This window comes from Aeromonas sp. PS2Canimalfood6 (assembly GCF_048276795.1).
GTDB lineage: Bacteria > Pseudomonadota > Gammaproteobacteria > Enterobacterales > Aeromonadaceae > Aeromonas > Aeromonas caviae.
In genome coordinates this window covers 13,461-30,054 of the sequence record NZ_JBLUXC010000024.1, presented here as the reverse complement: position 1 = coordinate 30,054, position 16,594 = coordinate 13,461, and the positions used below count along the sequence as shown (strand labels likewise).

At 63.3% G+C, this 16,594-nt stretch carries 15 protein-coding genes; 9 read left to right on the top strand and 6 right to left on the bottom strand.

The window, feature by feature from the left end:
- Nucleotides 1–9 precede the first annotated feature (9 nt).
- On the bottom strand, nucleotides 10–885 hold the full coding sequence (locus ACNPAA_RS11635) for an EamA family transporter (protein ID WP_171865451.1): 876 nt from the start codon (nucleotides 883–885) through the stop codon (nucleotides 10–12).
- A gap of 96 nt (nucleotides 886–981) precedes the next feature.
- On the opposite strand from ACNPAA_RS11635, the gene ACNPAA_RS11630 reads away from it, so the two are divergent.
- Entirely contained in the window at nucleotides 982–1,440 is a 459-nt protein-coding gene (locus ACNPAA_RS11630; RefSeq protein WP_039039724.1) for an Lrp/AsnC family transcriptional regulator, read from the top strand.
- 87 nt (nucleotides 1,441–1,527) lie between these two features.
- Here the strand turns inward: ACNPAA_RS11630 and ACNPAA_RS11625 are convergent, their stop codons facing one another.
- The 4 genes from ACNPAA_RS11625 to treR form a co-directional block, all read right to left on the bottom strand.
- Nucleotides 1,528–2,148 (bottom strand): sugar O-acetyltransferase, encoded by a 621-nt coding sequence (locus ACNPAA_RS11625; protein ID WP_029314833.1) that lies wholly within the window; start codon nucleotides 2,146–2,148, stop codon nucleotides 1,528–1,530.
- Nucleotides 2,148–3,812 carry an alpha,alpha-phosphotrehalase gene (gene treC, locus ACNPAA_RS11620; protein WP_201871832.1) on the bottom strand — a complete coding sequence of 555 codons (1,665 nt, stop codon included), beginning with the start codon at nucleotides 3,810–3,812 and terminating at the stop codon, nucleotides 2,148–2,150. Before treC ends, ACNPAA_RS11625 begins: the two co-directional genes overlap by 1 nt.
- Before the next feature lie 88 nt (nucleotides 3,813–3,900).
- The gene (gene treB / locus ACNPAA_RS11615) at nucleotides 3,901–5,331 is read right to left on the bottom strand and encodes a PTS trehalose transporter subunit IIBC (protein WP_201871834.1); all 1,431 of its coding nucleotides are present in this window, start codon (nucleotides 5,329–5,331) and stop codon (nucleotides 3,901–3,903) included.
- 186 nt (nucleotides 5,332–5,517) lie between these two features.
- Nucleotides 5,518–6,465, bottom strand: coding sequence for a trehalose operon repressor TreR (gene treR / locus ACNPAA_RS11610; RefSeq protein ID WP_041211765.1), 948 nt, complete (start codon nucleotides 6,463–6,465; stop codon nucleotides 5,518–5,520).
- 134 nt (nucleotides 6,466–6,599) lie between these two features.
- Between treR and ACNPAA_RS11605 the strand changes: the two genes are divergently transcribed.
- Both ACNPAA_RS11605 and manA read left to right on the top strand, forming a co-directional pair.
- Nucleotides 6,600–7,550, top strand: coding sequence for an AEC family transporter (locus ACNPAA_RS11605; protein ID WP_171865448.1), 951 nt, complete (start codon nucleotides 6,600–6,602; stop codon nucleotides 7,548–7,550).
- 409 nt (nucleotides 7,551–7,959) lie between these two features.
- The gene (gene manA, locus ACNPAA_RS11600) at nucleotides 7,960–9,159 is read left to right on the top strand and encodes a mannose-6-phosphate isomerase, class I (RefSeq protein WP_201871836.1); all 1,200 of its coding nucleotides are present in this window, start codon (nucleotides 7,960–7,962) and stop codon (nucleotides 9,157–9,159) included.
- A 29-nt stretch (nucleotides 9,160–9,188) separates the two neighbouring features.
- Here manA and ACNPAA_RS11595 read toward each other — a convergent pair whose 3' ends face one another.
- Entirely contained in the window at nucleotides 9,189–10,487 is a 1,299-nt protein-coding gene (locus tag ACNPAA_RS11595) for a PTS sugar transporter subunit IIC (protein WP_041211762.1), read from the bottom strand.
- Between the two features lie 244 nt (nucleotides 10,488–10,731).
- On the opposite strand from ACNPAA_RS11595, the gene ACNPAA_RS11590 reads away from it, so the two are divergent.
- From ACNPAA_RS11590 to ACNPAA_RS11565, 6 genes are all read left to right on the top strand, one after another.
- Entirely contained in the window at nucleotides 10,732–11,037 is a 306-nt protein-coding gene (locus tag ACNPAA_RS11590; RefSeq protein ID WP_041211761.1) for a PTS sugar transporter subunit IIB, read from the top strand.
- Nucleotides 11,038–11,064: 27 nt separating this feature from the next.
- The gene (locus ACNPAA_RS11585; RefSeq protein WP_128312936.1) at nucleotides 11,065–12,411 is read left to right on the top strand and encodes a PTS sugar transporter subunit IIC; all 1,347 of its coding nucleotides are present in this window, start codon (nucleotides 11,065–11,067) and stop codon (nucleotides 12,409–12,411) included.
- A gap of 47 nt (nucleotides 12,412–12,458) precedes the next feature.
- The gene (locus ACNPAA_RS11580) at nucleotides 12,459–13,841 is read left to right on the top strand and encodes a glycoside hydrolase family 1 protein (protein ID WP_041211759.1); all 1,383 of its coding nucleotides are present in this window, start codon (nucleotides 12,459–12,461) and stop codon (nucleotides 13,839–13,841) included.
- Between the two features lie 32 nt (nucleotides 13,842–13,873).
- Nucleotides 13,874–14,185 carry a PTS N,N'-diacetylchitobiose transporter subunit IIA gene (chbA, locus tag ACNPAA_RS11575; RefSeq protein ID WP_041211758.1) on the top strand — a complete coding sequence of 104 codons (312 nt, stop codon included), beginning with the start codon at nucleotides 13,874–13,876 and terminating at the stop codon, nucleotides 14,183–14,185.
- Between the two features lie 14 nt (nucleotides 14,186–14,199).
- Nucleotides 14,200–15,102 (top strand): ROK family protein, encoded by a 903-nt coding sequence (locus ACNPAA_RS11570; protein ID WP_134996940.1) that lies wholly within the window; start codon nucleotides 14,200–14,202, stop codon nucleotides 15,100–15,102.
- Between the two features lie 135 nt (nucleotides 15,103–15,237).
- Nucleotides 15,238–16,584: a maltoporin gene (locus ACNPAA_RS11565; RefSeq protein ID WP_161470587.1), complete on the top strand. Its 1,347-nt coding sequence runs from the start codon at nucleotides 15,238–15,240 to the stop codon at nucleotides 16,582–16,584.
- Nucleotides 16,585–16,594: the final 10 nt, after the last annotated feature.

The window sequence follows — 16,594 nt, the reverse complement described above, 5'->3', positions numbered from 1 at the left end:
TTTTTTGGTTCAGGCGGAGCCCGCATGTCGACGACCCGCCTGCCAGGTGGTGCCCATGGAGGCGGCGATGATGGCGGCTATCCCGAGCCATTGGGACGGGGGCAACTGCTCGCCCAGCCATACCAGTCCCATCAAGGCTCCCATGGCCGGTTCACCGCTGGTGAGAATGCCGTAGCTCTTGAGGGGAAGGCGGCGCAGGGCAAACATCTCGAGAGAGTAGGGGATGGCGCTCGAGAGCAGCCCCACCCCGATGATGGTGAGGATCACGGGGACGGTGAATGACGCCTCGATCGCACCCTCCAGCCCGAAGGGCAATACCAGCAGGGTGCCCACCCACATGCCCAGCGCCGGAGCCTGTGCGCCCAGCAAGGCTCCTGCCCGCTTTCCGGTGAGCATATAGAGCCCCCAGAAGAGGCCAGCCCCGAGAGCCAGTGCGGCTCCCAGGGGATCGATGGCCTGCTGTGTTGCCCGCAGGGGCAAGAGCAGCAGCAGGCCGGCGATGGCCAGTATCAGCCAGATGAAGTCTGCCCGGTGGCATGAGGAGAGCAGGGCCACTGTCAGGGGGCCGATGAACTCGATGGCCAGGGCTACGCCGAGGGGAATGCGTGCGATGGCGAGATAGAAGAGCAGGTTCATTGCCCCAAGCGACAGGCCGTAGGGGATGGCGCCCAGCAGGGTGCGACGGTCGAGGGGGGCACGCCAGATGCGAAACACCAGGGAGAGGAGGAGGGCGGCGCACCCCAGCCGGAACAGGGTCGTACCTGCGGCACCCAGCAGGGGAAACAGGGATTTGGCCAGGGAGGCGCCGAGGGTGATCGACAACATGGCGAGCAGGACGGCCAGAAGGGAGGAGAGGGCATTGGAATTGGGTTGCATGGTGTTCATACCGGGCAGGACGATGAGCAATAAAATATATCTGGAGACTTGGGTAAAACCGGTCTAATACTGGCCTTGTTCGATAATTTTTATCTAATGAACCCCATGACCGACAAATTTGATCTGCTCATCCTCGCCGAGCTGCAACAGGATGCCCGTCTGCCCACGCCGGAGCTGGCCCACAGGGTCGGTCTTTCCGCCCCTGCCTGCTACCGCCGCGTCCGCGCCTTGCGGGAGTCCGGTCTCATCGAGCGGGAAGTGGCGCTGGTGGCACCGTCCACCATGGGCTGGCCCATCACCATGCTGGTGCTGGTGACCCTGGAGCGGGATCATGGCCGCATCGTCGATGAGATGATCGCCAGCCTGCAGCGGGAACCCGAGGTGATGGATCTCTGGTATGTGACGGGGGAGCAGGACTTCGTGCTGCAAGTGGCCGCCAGGGACATGCAAAGTTACGAGCAGTTCACCCGTCGGGTGCTCCATGCCAGGGACCAGGTGCGCAGTTTCAAGACTCTGGTGGTCATGGGACAGCACAAGCGTTGCGGCGCCTTGCTGCCCGGGTAAAGAGGGGGTTGCGCCGAAGCCTTGCCGGCATTGCGGGAGCGCCGTCAGGGAAAGGAACAGGGGCAGGTACGGCCTGCCCCTTCTGTGTCAGCCAGGTTCCCCGGGCGCCAGCTCCTCTGCCGTCATGGGGCGCAAGACCCGGCAGGGATTGCCGACCGCCACCACGCCTGCCGGAATGTCTCTGGTGACAACGGACCCCGCCCCGATGACGCTGTTGTCCCCTATGGTGACGCCCGGGCAGATGACGACGCTGCCCCCAATCCAGACGTTGTTGCCGATGCGCACCGGCTTGCCGAACTCCACCCCCTTGATGCGCGGCGCTACCGCCACCGGGTGGGTAGCGGTGTAGATCTGCACTCCGGGGGCCAGCAGCACGTTGTCGCCTATGTGTACCTCGCACACATCCAGGATGGTGCAGTTGAAATTGGCGTAGAAATTCTCGCCGACAAAGATGTTGGCGCCATAGTCGCAGAAGAAGGGGGGCGTGATGAAACAGCGTTCTGCGCGGCCACCCAGCAGGCGGGTGAGGCGCTCATCCCAACCAGGGGCATCGGTTCGCTCCCGGTTCAGTTCTCCCAGCAGGGCGCGGCACTGCTCCCGCGCAGCCCGCAGTTCGGGGTCCCCTGCATCATAGGGCGCTCCCGCCACCATCTTCTGCCACTCGGGGCCACGCACAGCGGGCCGCTGCACTGTCGTTGCGTCAGTCATCATTGCTCCATCAGCCAGATCAGGGATTCGTAAGGGCGCAGCTTGCAGGATTGCGGCCGGGTCGGGCTGTCTTGGTAGTTGCCAAGCAACAGGCGCCCCTCTCCATTGGCCAGTTCGGCAGGCAGCTCGAAGGCCACCGGCTCGCCGTAGAAGTTGCTCACCACCAGCAGGGTCTGACCGTCGGCGCGGCGGGCATAAGCCCAGATCTGCGGGTGCCCGGTCAGCAGCTCCTGATAATCCCCCTGAGTGAAGATGGGGTGCGCCTTGCGAAGGGCGATGAGATCCCGATAGTGCCAGAACACCGAGTGCTGGTCGGCGAGCGCCGCTTCGGCGTTGATCTCGGGGTAGTTGGCGGCGGGCTTGAGCCAGGGCGTCCCGCTGGTGAAACCGGCGTTGGAGGCGGCGCTCCACTGCATCGGGGTGCGCGAGTTGTCCCGGGACTTGGCGCCGAGAATGGCGAGGATCTCGGCCTCGCTCATCCCTTCCGCCTGCTTGATGGCGAAGATGTTGCGGCTCTCCACATCCTGATAGTCGTCGATGTGCTGATAGCCGGGGTTGGTCATGCCGATCTCCTCCCCCTGATAGATGTAGGGGGTGCCTTGCAGGCCGTGCAGCGTGCTGGCCAGCATCTTGGCGGCGACCACCCTATGCTCGTCCTCATCGCCGAAACGGGAGACGATGCGCGGCTGATCGTGGTTGCACCAGAAGAGCGCCGACCACCCCTTGCCATGCATGCCGCTCTGCCAGTGGTTGAAGATGCGCTTGAGTTCGAGGAAATCGAACGGGGCCTTGGTCCACTTGTCGCCGCCCGGGTAATCCACCTTGAGGTGATGGAAGTTGAACACCATGGAGAGCTCGGAGCCATCCAGCGCGCCATAGCGCTGGCAGTGCTCCAGAGAAGTAGAGGACATCTCCCCCACTGTCATGGCCCCCACGGGGGCGAAGACGTCGCGGCTCACATCCTGCAAAAATTCGTGGATGCGCGGCCCGTCGGTGTAGAAGCGGCGGCCATCCCCCACCTCGTCGTCAGGGAATGCCTGATCCTTGGAGATGAGGTTGATGACGTCGAGGCGGAAACCGTCCACCCCTTTCTTCGCCCAGAAATGGATGATCTTCTTCACCTCGGCGCGCACGGCCGGGTTCTCCCAGTTGAGATCCGCCTGCTCGCGGGCAAAGAGGTGCAGGTAGTACTGGCCGGTGGCCGGGTCCAGCTCCCAGGCGCTGCCGCCAAACTTGGATTGCCAGTTGTTGGGCACGCCGCCGTCCACCGGATATTTCCAGATGTAGTAGTCGCGATAGGGGCTGTTCTTGTCCCCCAGCGCCGACTTGAACCAGGCGTGCTCGGTGGAGGTGTGGTTGACCACGATATCCATCACGATGCGGATGCCGCGCGCATGGGCGGCGGCCAGGAGCGCTTCGAAATCGCTCATGGTGCCGTAGGCGGGATCTATGTTGAGGTAATCGGCGATGTCGTAGCCGTTGTCCACCTGGGGGGAGACATAGACCGGGGTCAGCCAGAGGGCATCGACGCCGAGGGTCTTGAGGTAGTCGAGGCGGGCCATGATCCCCTTGAGATCACCGGTGCCACGGGCGCCGGAATCCTGAAAGCTCTTGGGGTAGATCTGGTAAATCACGGCGCTTTGCCACCAGGGTGTCTGTGTCATGGTTGGTTCGCTCATTGGTTGAAACCGGATTAGTTGGAACAGGGCAACGATAAAGGGCGGAGCCAGGGCTCCGCCGAGGTTGTGTGGATCAGGCCGTGGCCAGATCCAGCTTGCCGGCAGCCTGCTGGCGCTTGTAGACCAGCAGGGTCAGCAGGGCGGGGACCACGATGGCCACCAGCATGGCGACGGCGTAGATGCCCCAGTATTGCGGCTGGATGGAGAGGATGCCCGGCAGGCCGCCCACCCCGATGCCGTTGGCCATCACACCGGCGAAGCCGCAGATGAGAGCCGCACAGCTTGAGCCCACCATGGCGCACAGCATGGGGAACTTGTACTTGAGGTTGATGCCGTACATGGCCGGCTCGGTCACCCCGAGATAGGCGGAGATGGCGGCCGGGACCGAGATCTCCCGCTCGTTCTCCTTGCGGCTGATCAGGATGATGCCGACGACCGCAGACGCCTGGGCGATGTTGGAGAGGGCGATCAGCGGCCAGATGGGGGTGCCGCCCATGCTCTGCATCAGTTGCAGGTCCACCGCGTTGGTGGTGTGGTGGATGCCGGTGATGACCAGGGGCGCATAGAGGAAGCCGAACAGGGCGGCGCCGATGGGGGCAAACGAACCCGTCATGGCAGCCTTGGCGGCAAAGCCGACGCCGTCACCAATCCAGCGGCCGAACGGACCGATCAGGGCGTGGGCCACGATCACCGCCAGCAGCAGGGAGATGAAGGGCACAATCACCAGGTAGAGATAGGCCGGGATGATGCGCTTGAGGCTGGTTTCCACCCAGGCGAGGAAGACACCCGCCAGCAGGGCCGGAATGACCTGGGCCTGATACCCCACCTTCTGGATGACGAAGAGGCCGAAGTCCCACACTTCCGGGGTCTGCTGGCCGATGCCATAGGCGTTCATCAGTTGCGGCGACACCAGCGTGATACCCAGCACGATGCCGAGGATCTCGGAGCCGCCCATCTTCTTCACCGCAGACCAGCAGACACCCACCGGCAGGAAGTGGAAGATGGCTTCACCCAGCAGCCAGAGGAAGGCGTGCACCTGGGCCCAGAACTGGCTGATCTCGGTGAGGGTGTGGGTGCCGTCGTCGAACATCTTGATGTCGCCGATGACGTTGCGAAAGCCCAGGATCAGACCACCGGTGATGATGGCGGGCAGCAGGGGGACGAAGATCTCGGCCAGGTGGGAGATGCCGCGCTCCAACGGGTTCATGTTGTGGCGGGCGGCCTGCTTGGCGGCCTCCTTGCTGCCGCCGCTCACGCCGATCTCCTGGGTGAGCGCCTTGTACCACTGATCCACCTCGTTGCCGATCACCACCTGGAACTGGCCGCCCTGGGTGAAGCTCCCCTTCACCGAAGGGATGGTCTCGATGGCCTTGGGATCGGCCTTGACCGGATCGGCCAGCACGAACCTGAGCCGGGTCAGGCAGTGGCTGACAGTGGTGATGTTCTCTTTGCCGCCGATCCGCTCGATCAGCTGCGCCAGATGCTGTGTGTTGACTTTTGACATGAGCCTTCCCTCTGTGACTCCATGAATAATGGTCGTGTCTTTACCGGCTGGCCAAGGACCGCCCGTTTATTGGTATCGTTCCCAATCAGCATGAAGCCAGTGGCTCGCATCGGCAATGGGAACGTTCCCAATTCGTGGCTCTGGTCACAAAAAGCGCAAAACGCCGGGAATGGAGGAAAAGATAGACTACAGGGGCTGACAGGGGGCGATGGTCGCTCTGGGGGGTTGCCCCTCTTCAATCTGGTCGAGCAGCTGTCTGGCGGCCAGGATGCCGGCGTCCTTGTAGCCGAAATCCAGGCTGAGGGTGTTGGCAAAGAGGAACGTCAGCATGGGATTGCTGCCAAGGCCGCTCACCAGGATGTCGGTGCGACCCTGCTCCTGCAGGTATTTGGCGGCGCCGATGGCCAGGGTGTCGCTGGCACAGACCATGGCCTGGGTGGTGGGGGTGAGAAGCTCGGCCGCGAGCCGATAGCCGCTTTGCAGACCGAGATCCCCGAGGGCGCTGCGGGGTGTGCGCCCCTGTTCCCGACAGTAGTCGAGGTAAGCCTGATGCCGACGCAACCCGGTGGTGAGATCGCTGCGTTCCACCCCGAGATAGGCGACCTCGGTCAGGCCACGCTCCCCGAGGTGGGCGAGCACGGCGCGCACCGCCCCGTCATCGTCGAAGCAGACTGACGAGAAGCCGGGGCGCTCGCGGGCCATCAGCACCAGTTTCTCCCTGAGCGGCGCCATGGCGGCATAGTCCAGATCGTTGAAGGCAAACAGGATGATGCCGTCCACCCCGCGCCGCTCCAGCACCGCCAGGTGCTCGCTCACCTTGGCGGGGGAGAACTTGCTCTCCATCAGCACGGCGTCGTAGCCACGCTGGTAGAGGGTCTCCAGCATGCCGCGCACCGCCTGGTTCTCGGAGCTGGAGTCGAGGCGCGACACCACGATGCCGACCACCTGCTGGCTCTGGCTGCGCATGGCCCGCGCCGATTTGCTCGGCACGAAACCGTGCTGGGCGATCACCGATTCGACCCTGGCCCTGGTCTGGGCATTGACCTTGGGATCCTGATTGAGCACCCGGGAGACGGTCGACTTGCCGACCCCGCTGAGGCGAGCGATATCGAGGATGGTCAGTTTCTTTTCCATGGGGGATCCGTGACAGGGGAGGGCGACAATCGGGATGCAGACATTGTTGTGATTAACTCCTGTGAATACAAGCCCATGGCGTTAGAATGCCCTTTCCCAGGCGACTTTCTTCGCCGTTGCACAGGACGCGCATCATGGATCTGTTGGCAAGTCTGCACTTCTCTCTCTCCATCACGGGCCCCATCTGTCTGGTGCTGGTACTCGGCATCTGGCTCAAGCGGCTGGGTCTCTTGCCCGACAGCTTCGTCGAGTCCGCCTCCCGTCTGGTGTTCCAGGTCACCCTGCCAGCTCTCTTGTTCCTGAGCATGGTGCGCACCGATTTTTCCACCATGCCGAGCCCCTGGCTCATCCTCTATGGCCTGCTCGGCACCCTCGCCGGTTTCCTGGTGCTGGAGGTGCTGGCGGCCCGTTTCATCGGCGAGCAGAAATTGCGGGGCATCTTCGTGCAGGGCAGCTTTCGCGGTAACATGGGGATCATGGGGCTGGCCTATGTGCAAAACGCCTACGGCCCGGAGGGGATAGGGGCCGCCGCCCTGCTGGTGGGCTCCATCACAGTGCTCTACAACATCCTTGCGGTGATCACCCTGACCCGCAGCCTGGGGGGCGGAAAGGGGCTCGCCCCCATACTCAAGGGGATCGTCAAAAACCCCCTCATCATCGCCATTCTGGCGGCCCTGCCCTTCGGTCTGCTCGGCATCGAACTGCCCCAGCTGGTCATCACCACGGGCAACTATTTCGCCAACATGACCCTGCCGCTGGCCCTGCTCTGCACCGGCGCCAGCCTCAACCTCAAGGCCCTGCGCGGCGGCGCCATGCTTACCGGCTGGGCCACGGTCAACCGGTTGTGCTGCATCCCCGTGCTGCTGGTGCTGGGGGCCTGGGCGCTCGGCTTCAGCCCGCAGGCCCTCGGCATCCTGTTTCTCATCAGCTCAACCCCCACCGCCGCCGCCAGCTATGTGATGACCCGCGCCATGGGCGGTGACAGTGCCCTCGCGGCCAACATCATCGCCACCACCACCCTGGGCTCGCTCGTCACCACCAGCCTGGGGGCCGCCCTGATGAACTACCTGGGGCTGATGGGCTAGCCCGGCACTCAGGGCAGACCCAACTCTCTGGTCTGCCCTGACCCGTCTCCGACGAACGCCCCCCTCAGTCACACCCTCCTGTTTTGGAAAGCGCTTGCCGTCAAATGGGCCGGCAGGCTCCGAGTATTGCCCTCTTTCGCTCATTATTCCCCCAGCTGGCTGCTGGCTGACGTCCTTATCCTCCTGGGCCGTATCATGACACCACGCCAGGTCGTGGCTGCCTGAACAACGCCTACCCTTGATACGCAGGCGCGCTGGACAGAGGTTTTCTTCCCTTATGTCGACCTGTCGCCACCCCCCTCTCATGGCGTCATTATCTGATGTGGATCACTCCAATAATGGAAACCGGTTTCCGTAATTGGGTTGGACTGATACATTCCGGACATCTCCCTTCCACCATCACCATGAGATGTCCATCATGTATTTATCGACAGCATTTCTGATGCGAAACCCGATCCAGGAATATGACTGGGGTAGCCGTGACGCCTTGACCCGGCTGTTCGGGATCACGAATCCGGAGCGCAAGCCTCAGGCCGAGCTCTGGATGGGGGCTCATCCCAACGGCTGTTCACAGGTCGAGGTAGCTGGCCTGCCGACGCCTCTGTCCGAGCTGATCGCCGGGCGCGGCGTGGCGATACTGGGCGAATCCACCTACGCCCGCTTCGGGGGGCTGCCCTTCCTGTTCAAGGTGCTCTGTGCCGAGAAGGCGCTCTCCATCCAGGTTCACCCCAGCAAGGCTCAGGCCGAGGCCGGGTTTGCTCGCGAGGTGGCGGAGGGTATCGCCATCGATGCTCCCTACCGCAACTATCGCGATGACAACCACAAGCCCGAGCTGGTGTTCGCCCTGACCCCCTATCAGGCGATGAACGGTTTTCGTGACTTTGCCGCCATCCTGGTGCTGTTTGAGCGGGTGGCGGCGGCCAGTCTGGCGCCGCTGGTGGAGGCGTTCGCCGCCGATCAGAGCGAGGGCGGACTGGCACGTTTCTTCCGGGCTCTGCTGACTCTGGAGGGGGAGAGCAAAGAGACGGCACTCGCCGCCCTCAGGGTCTGTGCCGAGCGCGATCGTCAGGACGAGACTTTTGCCCTAGTGCTGGACCTGTTCACCCAGTATCCGGGGGACGTGGGTCTGTTTGCTCCCCTGTTGCTCAATGTGGTGACGCTGCACCCGGGCCAGGCCATGTATCTGGATGCCGGTACCCCCCATGCCTATGTCCATGGGACCGGGCTCGAAATCATGGCCAACTCCGACAACGTGCTGCGGGCCGGGCTGACCGCCAAGCATCTGGACGTGGACGAACTGCTCGCCTGCACCAAATGCCGGCCCAAGCCGGTCGAGACGCTCCTGATCTCGCCCCGTGCGGAGGAAGGGGCGCAACACTTCGATGTGCCTGTCCCCGACTTCACCTTCAGTGTCTACGGCGAGGGGGAACACAGGCTGGTCACGACGAGCGCGGAGATCCTGTTTGCCATCAATGGCTCCCTCTCCCTGCACCGTGACGGCCAGCCCCCCCTGGCATTGGATAGGGGGCAGTCAGCCTTCCTGCCAGCCTGCCTCGGCCCTTATGAGGTGCAGGCCCAGGGCAGTTTTGCCCGCGCAGGCAACCGTTGAGTCAGGCCGCCTCGGGGCGGCCTGCTTGATCAGTGAGCCCTGCGCTCCGTCTCCTGGGCCAGCAGCATCCGCTCGTGAGCGATGAAGAAGGGGCGGTAGAGCACGTAGCTGTTGAGGATGCAGACCAGCACCATGAGGGCGTTGGCCAGGCTGCCATTGGCGGCCCAGGCTGCCCCCAGGGGAGAGGGCATGGACCAGGGCAACATGGCGACGAAGCGATCCAGGTAGCCCCACTCGGTCAGCAGCCAGGCCAGGGTGGCATTGACCATGGGGACCCCTATGAAGGGCAGGAAGAAGAGCGGGTTCATGATGATGGGAAAACCGAACAGCAGGGGCTCGTTGATGTTGAACAGCGAGGGGATGAGGCCGAGCCGGCCGACCGAGTGCAGGGTTCGGCTGCGGCTGCGCATGGCCATGAAGACCAGGGGCAGGGTGGTGCCTATGCCTCCGATCAGCAGGTAGTAGTCCCAGAACCCCTGCAGGAAGATGTGGGGCAGGGGCTCCCCCGCCATCAGTGCGCCCTGGTTGGCGCTCAGACCCGCCATCCAGAACGGGGAGAGCAGGCCGTTGACGATGAGGGCCCCGTGCACCCCCATGAACCAGAGCAGGTGTGCCACCAGCAGGGCGATGAGCAGTGCCGGCAAGGTATCGGCGCCGGTGACCAGGGGTTGGAACAGGTACTCCATCAGCTCGGGCAGCGATATCCCGAAATGCTGTTGCAGCCAGAGCCGCAGCAAGCTGAGGGAGAGGGTGATAAACAGCAGGGGAATGATCAGCTGGAATCCCTGGCGGGTCATCAGGGGGACCTCCTCGGGAAACTGGATGATCCAGCCGGCCCGCTGGAACAGGCGGATGACCTCCACCGTATAGAAGGCCGCCAGCAGGGCGGTGAAAATCCCGAGTCCTCCCAGGTAGCCGAAGACCCCTCCCTGTGCCGAGCGAAAGTCGATGAGCAGCAGGAAGGCGACGCAGCCGCACAGGCCGGAGAGGCGTTCCGGCATCTCATACGCCTTGGCCAGGCTGGCGGCGGCTCCGAAGGCGATGATGAGGGAGACCAGGCCGGCGGTATGGCTGTAGACAGGATACAGCCAGGGCATCAGCTGCTGGGAGAGGTCCCGCAGGGCGATGGCCAGCGGGTGGGCGTTGTCGCTGGCGACAGGGGGATAGAGGATGGGCACCAGCAGACTGCCGACGATGATGAAGGGCATGGCGAGCTGAAACCCGTCTCTGAGTGCCATCACGTGCCGACTGCGTGTCAGCCAGTTGGCAACCGGTATCATTCTTTGTTCAACAATGCTGGCCAGCATCCCCATCACTTGCATGTTCATTGCGGCATCTTTCCTCTTCTCGCCAGGCGCTATGGCGTGCCTCCATTCTGCTCTCTTTCGGACTCAGCGTCCGTATTCACCAACCGAGTTTCCCTGTTTTTCTAGCTGGCTCACAAAAAAGGCACGCTTCTCCAGGGAATGGTCGACCTGGATCACAAATGAAATGAATCAAAATGGAAACCGGTTTCCATTCATTTCCGAGATCGGCACAATCCCTCCCATACCACCCCAAGGAGATTATCTGATGAAGAAGATCATGTTGTGCTGCTCCTCCGGCATGTCCACCAGCCTGCTGGTCAAGAAGATGAAGGAAGAGGCGGCGAAACGCGGTCTGGAGGCCGAGATCAACGCCTTCGGTGCCAGCGAGTTCGACAACCAGATGCCCCACTACCAGGTCGTGCTGCTCGGCCCCCAGGTCAAGTACATGCAGGCGGAGCTGGCCGGGCGTGCGGCACCGCACGGCGTGCCGGTGGCCACCATCGACATGATCGATTACGGCATGCAGCGGGGCGACAAGGTGCTGGACCATGCGCTGTCGCTGATCGGCTAACCCGGCTCATTTCACAAGGAACAGTCCATGAACACGCTTTACGACCGCTTCGTCTCGGTGATCGAGCAGAAGATAAGCCCACTGGCCGGCCGTCTCGGTCAGCAGAAGTACATCCAGGCCATCCGCGATGGTTTCATCGCCGCGCTGCCTTTCATGATCGTCGGCAGCTTCATGCTGGTGTTCATCTTCCCCCCCTTCTCGCAAGAGACCCAGTGGGGCTTTGCCCGGGCCTGGCTTGACTTTGCCGGCACCTATCAGGCCCAGCTGCTGCTGCCGTTCCAGCTCAGCATGGGGCTGATGACTTTGTTCATCTCGGTGGGCATCGGTGCCAGCCTGGCCCGGCAAAACGGGCTGGATCCGGTCACCACGGGCCTGCTCTGCCTGATGGCCTTCATGCTGGTGGCCGCGCCCGTCAAGGATGGCCAGATCTCGATGCAGTACTTCTCGGGCCAGGGGATCTTCACGGCCCTGATCACCGCCATCTATGCCGCCGAAGTCTATGCCTTCCTCAAGAAGCACAACATCACCATCAAGCTGCCTCCTCAGGTGCCGACCGGGGTGGCGCGCTCGTTCGAGGTGCTGATCCCGGTGTTGCTCATCATCCTGACCCTGCATCCGCTCAATCTGATCCTTGAGAGCAGCACGGGGATGATCCTGCCCGAGGCCATCATGGCCCTGATCAAGCCCCTGGTCGCCGCCTCCGACACCCTGCCCGCCATGCTGCTGGCCGTGCTGCTGTGCCAGATCCTTTGGTTTGCCGGGATCCACGGTGCCCTGATCGTTACCGGCATCATGAACCCCTTCTGGATGGCCAATCTGGCCAACAACCAGGCGGCCATGGCGGCGGGCGAGGTACTGCCCCACATCTTCCTGCAGGGCTTCTGGGATCACTACCTGCTCATCGGCGGTGTCGGCTCCACCCTGCCGCTGGCCTTCCTGCTGTTGCGCAGCAAGGCGGCCCACCTGAGATCCATCGGCAAGATGGGCGTGGTGCCGGGTCTGTTCAACATCAATGAACCCATCCTGTTTGGCGCCCCTATCGTGATGAACCCGGTGTTCTTCCTGCCCTTCATCCTGGTGCCCATGATCAACGCCACCCTGGCCTGGTTCGCGCTGGATCTGGGGCTGGTGGCACGGGTGGCGTCCCTGACCCCCTGGACCACACCAGCCCCCATCGGTGCCTCCTGGGCCGCGAACTGGGCCATCAGCCCGGCGCTGATGTGCATCCTGTGCATGTGCTCGGCCGCCGTCATGTATTACCCCTTCCTGAAAGCCTACGAGCGCAGCCTGCTCAAGCAGGAAGAGGAGAGAGAAGAAGCTGAAAAAGCCTTCACCGGCGACGTCGCCATGGCGACCCGTCAGAACATCCGCTAATCGAACCATCGGCCGCCATTCCATGGCGGCCTGACAGGAGACACACCATGCAGTTCCGTTTCCCCGACACCTTCTGGTGGGGCAGTGCCTCATCCGCCCCTCAGGCCGAGGGCGCCAGCCTCCAGGGCGGCAAGGCCCCGACCATCTGGGATCACTGGTTTGCCATCGAGCCGAACCGCTTCCACCAGCAGGTGGGACCGGCCGATACCTCCACCTTCTACCAGCATTTTCGGGATGACATCGCCCTGATGCAGGAGATAGGTCACAACAGTTTCCGCACCTCCATCTCCTGGGCGCGCCTCCTGCCCCAGGGGCGTGGCGAACCCAACCCGGAGGCGGTGCGCTTCTACCACGCCATGCTCGACGAGCTGCTGGCCCGTGGCATCACCCCCTTCATCAACCTGTTCCACTTCGACATGCCGATGTCCATGCAGGAGCAAGGGGGCTGGGAGAGTCGCAAGGTGGTCGACGCCTTCGCCGAGTTTGCCGCCACCTGCTTCCGGCTGTTCGGGGGCAAGGTCAAACACTGGTTCACCTTCAACGAGCCGATCGTGCCGGTCGAGGGGGGTTATCTCTATGACTTCCACTACCCGAACGTGGTGGACTTCCGCCGTGCCGCGACCGTGGCCTACCACACCATGCTGGCCCACGCCAAGGCGGTGCAGGCCTATCGCGCCCAGGGCCAGGACGGCCAGATCGGCATCATCCTGAACCTGACCCCTTCCTATCCGCGTTCCCAGCATCCGGCGGATCTGAAGGCGGCCAACATTGCCGACCTCTTCTTCAACCGCAGCTTCCTCGACCCGGCGGTCAAGGGTGAATACCCGACCGAGCTGGTGGCGCTGCTGCGGGAATATGACCAGTTGCCGGCCAGCGAGCCGGAAGATCGCGCGCTGCTGGCCGCCGGCAAGGTGGACCTGCTCGGTGTCAACTACTACCAGCCGCGCCGGGTCAAGGCCCGCAGCAACGCGGTCAATCCTGCCAGCCCCTTCATGCCGGAGTGGTTCTTCGACTACTACGAGATGCCGGGTCGCAAGATGAACCCGCACCGGGGCTGGGAGATCTACGAGAAAGGCATCTACGACATCCTGGTCAACCTGCGGGACCACTACGGCAATATCCCCTGCTTCATCTCTGAAAACGGCATGGGGGTCGAGGGGGAGGAGAAGTTCCTCGGCGAGCAGGGCCAGATCCAGGACGACTACCGCATCGCCTTCATCCGCGATCACCTGAGCTGGGTGCACAAGGGAATAGGTGAGGGGTGCCAGTGCCTTGGCTATCACCTCTGGACCTTTGTCGACAACTGGTCGTGGAGCAACGCCTACAAGAACCGTTACGGCTTCGTCCGCCTCGATCTGGCGACCGGCGAGCGCCGCATCAAGAAGAGTGGCGAGTGGTTCGCCGACGTATCCCGCAACGGCGGCTTCTGAGCCGGCATCACAGCAACACCAAGGAGTACAAGATGTTTGATCTCGAAGAAACCGTCATGGGCATCATCATTAACGCCGGCCAGTCACGCAGCCTGTGCTACGAGGCGCTGCGCAGCGCCAAGCTGGGGCAGTTTGCCGAGGCGGACGACCTGCTGCGGCAGGCCACCGAGGCGGCCAACGCCGCCCACGCGGTGCAGACCAGGCTGATCGAGGCGGATCAGGGGGAGGGCAAGATCCCGGTCACCCTGGTATTGGTGCACGCCCAGGATCACCTGATGACCTCCATGCTGGCCAAGGAGCTGGTGTGCGAGCTCATCGAACTCTACCGCCGTCAGGCCGCCTGAGAGAGGAGCGCGAGATGTTGCGACTGGGACTGGATATCGGCGGCACCAAGATGGAGGGGCTGCTGCTCGACGGCGAGGGCAACGAGCTGTGCCGGCGCCGCATCGCGACGCCGCAGCAGGGTTACCAGACCTTCATCGAGGTGGTGACCGGTTTTATCCGCGGCTTCGCCGAAGAGGCCGGTGCGCCGGTCAGCATCGGCATCGGCTTGCCGGGGGCGGTGCGTGCCGACAACGGCTGCATCAAGAACGCCAACTGCCTGTTCCTCAACGGCCATCCGCTCAAGGCGGATCTGGAGGCCGCCCTCGGCCAGCCGGTCTGGCTGGCCAACGATGCGGACTGCTTCACCCTGTCCGAGGCCGTTGACGGGGCGGGCAGCGGTGCCAACCTGGTGTTCGGGGTCATCCTGGGCACCGGCTGCGGCGGGGGCATAGTGGCGCATCAGCGCCTGCTGGTAGGTCCCAACGCCATCACTGGCGAGTGGGGACACAATCCGTTGCCCGGCTATGACCCGGTGCGCGATGGCCCGGCCCAACCCTGCTACTGCGGTCGTCGCAACTGCATCGAGCGCTTCGTGTCGGGGACGGGGTTCGCGGGGCGCTTCGTCGAGCGCCATGGCCGCAGTCTGTCGCCGAAAGGGATCCTGACGGCGGCGGCCGAGGGGGACGAGGAGGCCCAGGCTCACTACGAGCACTTCCTCCATGCCCTGGGGCGCAGTCTGGCGAGCGTCATCAACCTGCTGGACCCGGATGTCATCGTCTTCGGTGGTGGCCTCTCCAACATAACGCGCCTCTATGAGGACTTGCCGGCGGCCATCACCCCCTGGCTGTTCACCGACCGTTGTCTGACCCGGCTGCTGCCGGCACGGCACGGGGACAGCAGCGGCGTACGCGGTGCGGCCTGGCTGCCCACCCCCTGATCTGACTCTCTCACCTCAGTACCCATACACGGTGCCGGCTGCACCGTGGGGCCGCCCCTTGCCTGCGGCGCCCCTCAATGTCGTGGCCGGGGCCTTTTTTACCACGATAGGACGTTACAAAAAGGAAGAGCAAAGATGGAAAAAATGCACAAGGTCATGCCCCTTTCCCTGCTGACCCTGGCCATGTTCAGCGGCCCCGTGTTGGCCGACAAGTATGACTTCGCCATGCACGGCTATGTCCGCTCAGGCATCCTGGCCAATCAGGATGGCAACCGGGTGGACTCCGTCGGCCTGATGCCGGATGGCAAATGGCGACTGGGCAACGAGGACAACACCAAGCTCGAGCTGATCCCCCAGGTGACCCTGACCTCAGATGCCGGCCCGGTCGCCAAGATCCAGGCCAACCTGACCCATGAGACCGACTGCACGTCCGACTGGAACTGTGTGGATGACGACGGCCACGACATTCAGGTACGCGAGGCCTTTGCCCAGCTGACCAGGCTCGACTTCGCACCGGATGTGGTGTTCTGGGCCGGCAAGCGTTACAGCAGCTCGAACACCTCCAGCCACCAGTACGACTGGGAGTACATCCAGTACAACGGCACCGGGGGCGGGGCGGACAACATCGACATCGGTTTCGCCAAGTTTGACGTCGGCGTCTACGCCTTCACCCCGAGCGACGAGGCCAAGGCCTATCCCCACGATGCGAACGAGCAGGGTTATCCGGACGACTACTCCCTCAACCTCTGGTTCAAGAAGATTGGGGGCGGCCCCATCGATCTGCAACTGGTCGCCCACCACATGAACCAGAACGAGAACAACGCCTGGAAGGAGAGTGCCGAGAAGGGCTATGGCGTCACCGGCATCTACAACTTTGACGGCTTCTACGGTCTGACCGGCGGTTACTCCCGCTTCGTGGCCCAGCTCGGCAAGGGCTTGGCGGCGGGCGACTCCCTCGGCAAGAACGGCTGGGGCTGGTCCAACCTGGATGACACACAGTCCTGGCGCCTGGTGCTCGACGGCCTGGCTTCTCTCGACAACGGTTGGGATGTCTCCACCTTCGCCTTCTACCAGAAGGACAAGAGCTACCGCTGGTGGACCGGGGATCAGGATGGTTGGGGCCGTTCCATGTGGGTTGCCGGGGTGCGTCCCATGCAGCAGATCACCCGGAACTTCGCCATGCAGTATGAGGTCGGCTACGAGTACCTCGACGATGACAACTACAAGGGCGTGGCGGGCAGCAAGGGCAAGGGGGGCATGACAAAGGCGACCATAGCGCCGACCCTGACCTTCGACTCCGGCTTCTGGAGCCGTCCGCAGCTGCGTCTGTTCGTCACCTACGCCAAGTGGGATGAGGGCGTCTCCGATGCCATCGACGGCAACTACGACTGGGGGAGCGGCACCCTCTCAGCCGGGGCTTACTCCCGCAGTGGCAAGACGGATACCTGGAACTTCGGTGTCCAGGGCGAAGTGTGGTTCTAAGGAGCACGAG

Bases quoted from the DNA above. Each gene is read 5' to 3' on its own strand.
- ACNPAA_RS11635 (WP_171865451.1), bottom strand. From the start codon at position 885: ATGAACACCATGCAACCCAATTCCAATGCCCTCTCCTCCCTTCTGGCC.
- ACNPAA_RS11630 (WP_039039724.1), top strand. From the start codon at position 982: ATGACCGACAAATTTGATCTGCTCATCCTCGCCGAGCTGCAACAGGAT.
- ACNPAA_RS11625 (WP_029314833.1), bottom strand. From the start codon at position 2,148: ATGACTGACGCAACGACAGTGCAGCGGCCCGCTGTGCGTGGCCCCGAG.
- treC (WP_201871832.1), bottom strand. From the start codon at position 3,812: ATGACACAGACACCCTGGTGGCAAAGCGCCGTGATTTACCAGATCTAC.
- treB (WP_201871834.1), bottom strand. From the start codon at position 5,331: ATGTCAAAAGTCAACACACAGCATCTGGCGCAGCTGATCGAGCGGATC.
- treR (WP_041211765.1), bottom strand. From the start codon at position 6,465: ATGGAAAAGAAACTGACCATCCTCGATATCGCTCGCCTCAGCGGGGTC.
- ACNPAA_RS11605 (WP_171865448.1), top strand. From the start codon at position 6,600: ATGGATCTGTTGGCAAGTCTGCACTTCTCTCTCTCCATCACGGGCCCC.
- manA (WP_201871836.1), top strand. From the start codon at position 7,960: ATGTCCATCATGTATTTATCGACAGCATTTCTGATGCGAAACCCGATC.
- ACNPAA_RS11595 (WP_041211762.1), bottom strand. From the start codon at position 10,487: ATGAACATGCAAGTGATGGGGATGCTGGCCAGCATTGTTGAACAAAGA.
- ACNPAA_RS11590 (WP_041211761.1), top strand. From the start codon at position 10,732: ATGAAGAAGATCATGTTGTGCTGCTCCTCCGGCATGTCCACCAGCCTG.
- ACNPAA_RS11585 (WP_128312936.1), top strand. From the start codon at position 11,065: ATGAACACGCTTTACGACCGCTTCGTCTCGGTGATCGAGCAGAAGATA.
- ACNPAA_RS11580 (WP_041211759.1), top strand. From the start codon at position 12,459: ATGCAGTTCCGTTTCCCCGACACCTTCTGGTGGGGCAGTGCCTCATCC.
- chbA (WP_041211758.1), top strand. From the start codon at position 13,874: ATGTTTGATCTCGAAGAAACCGTCATGGGCATCATCATTAACGCCGGC.
- ACNPAA_RS11570 (WP_134996940.1), top strand. From the start codon at position 14,200: ATGTTGCGACTGGGACTGGATATCGGCGGCACCAAGATGGAGGGGCTG.
- ACNPAA_RS11565 (WP_161470587.1), top strand. From the start codon at position 15,238: ATGGAAAAAATGCACAAGGTCATGCCCCTTTCCCTGCTGACCCTGGCC.